The organism is Streptomyces sp. NRRL S-495, from assembly GCF_000966955.1.
Taxonomy (GTDB): Bacteria; Actinomycetota; Actinomycetes; order Streptomycetales; family Streptomycetaceae; genus Kitasatospora; species Kitasatospora purpeofusca.
The window spans coordinates 1-1,789 of the sequence record NZ_JZWY01001306.1 but is presented as its reverse complement, the minus strand read 5'-3'; the positions used below and the strand labels follow the sequence as shown (position 1 = coordinate 1,789).

The window sequence follows — 1,789 nt, the reverse complement described above, 5'->3', positions numbered from 1 at the left end:
GCGGGGGATGCCGCCCGCCGGCGCGGCCCCGCGAGGGTTGCCCAGGGGGACCAGACGTGGGAAGACGACACCGTGGAGGCCGAACCGTGCACCGGAGCATCACCAGGACCTACCTGAAGCACTACGCGAACGTCCACCGGGGAGCCGCCGAGCTGATGCCGCTCACCGGCGCGCAGCGGAGGTTCCACCACACCAGGTCCGCCGATCCGCACGAACGGGTGAGGATCCTGCCGGTCTTCCTGGAGTTCCCGCCCGGCCTGCTGGAGACCGGCCGGCTGGAGCGGGCGGCCCGGTCGGTCCTGCGCCCTGCGCGGGGCGGCGGACACGGTCGACGGGGTGCCGCTGCTGCGGATCGGTCCGGTCCCCGAGGGGCCGCTCGTGCGGGAGACCGCGGCCCCGGACGCCGACGCCGCCGCGTGGGCGGCACTGGAGGACTGGACCGCCGGGCACGGCCCGTTCCGGCTGGTCCTGGCCAGGGACGACCGGCGGGACCTGCTCGCCATCGGGTTCGACCACCTGGTCTGCGACGGCGAGTCCACCGGCCTGGTGCTGGACGAGCTGATGTCCGCCTACCGGAGCGGCGAGGAGGTACCGGAGTCCGCGGCCGCCGGCGAACTGTCCCGCTACCGGGAGGCGGTGGAGCGGCAGCTGGCCCGCGAGCACGAGGCCAGCGGGCCGGAGGCGCTGGCGCACTGGACCTCCCGGGTGCGCGACGCCGGGCCCGGACGGTGGGGCCGGGAGCCGGCCGAACGCGGCGGGCAGGCCACGGCCTGGCAACGCGTCGCGCTGCCGGGACCGGCCACGGACCGGCCCTTCGCGGCGCTGCTGGCCGCCTGCCACACGGCGCTGACCCGGACGCCGGGCACCGCGCCGGTCGCCTACACCTGGGGAAGCCCGGACGGGGCGGGTGTGGTCGGCTGCTTCATCAACACGGTGCTGGCCAACCCGCAGGGCGAAGGCGTGCGCGAGAGCTGGTGGGAGGACCTGGAGTTCGTCGACACCCCGTTCGACGAGGTCGTCCGGGCTGCCCGGGCGAGCCGCGCGCCGTGGACCGGCCACCTCGACCTCGTGCTGACCCTCATCGACCTCACCCGCCGCCCGGCACCGGTGCTGGACGGCGTGCCCGGCCGGTTCAGGTACCCGCCGGGCAGCCGGATGGAGGACCCGGTGATCGTCACCGCCGTCCACGAGGGGACGGAGCTGTCGTTGCGCGTCGACCACGATCCGCTGATCGTGCCCGGCGCCGACGCGACCGCGATCGCCGACGTGCTCGGCGCGTCCTTCACGGACGTCGGCCGTGTCGCGGGCTGAACCCGCCGCCCGTTCGGTGCTGATCTGCCTCGACGGGCGGTCACCGGCCGTCGAACTGCCGGACGGGGACAGCGTGCGGTTCGGATGGCAGGCCGGGGAGATCACCGTCGGCACCGACCGGGCGCTGACCGCGGGCCGGATCGACGCGTTCGGCGACTACTGGCTGATGTCGAACTGCGGCACGGCGGGCACCTACTGCGTGGAGAACCTGGAGGGGGCGGGGGAGTACGTGAAGGTGCGGGCCGGCCGGGCCGGGGTGCCGATCCCCTTCGAGCTGAGCCGGGTGACGCTGACCGTGGGGGCGGGGAGCAACAGCTTCACCGTCTACGCCCCGGAACGCCGGCCCACCGCCGAACCGGACGGCGGCGGGATCCCGTTGCTCGACGAGGAGAGCCGGTACTTCCAGGTGCTGGTCTGCCTCTGCGAACCGAGGCTGCTGGACTGCGGCGCGGCGGCGGTGCCGACACCGGCGCAGGTC

At 75.1% G+C, this 1,789-nt stretch carries 1 protein-coding gene and 1 pseudogene; both read left to right on the top strand.

Translation table 11 applies throughout. The annotated features are described in order from the left end of the window. The first annotated feature begins 336 nt into the window (after positions 1-336). Positions 337-1,311 (top strand): hypothetical protein, encoded by a 975-nt coding sequence (locus VR45_RS41360; RefSeq protein WP_045945140.1) that lies wholly within the window; start codon positions 337-339, stop codon positions 1,309-1,311. Beyond that, positions 1,298-1,789: pseudogene (locus VR45_RS41355) on the top strand (serine/threonine protein kinase); the annotation flags it as partial. The gene VR45_RS41360 and the pseudogene VR45_RS41355, both read left to right, overlap by 14 nt.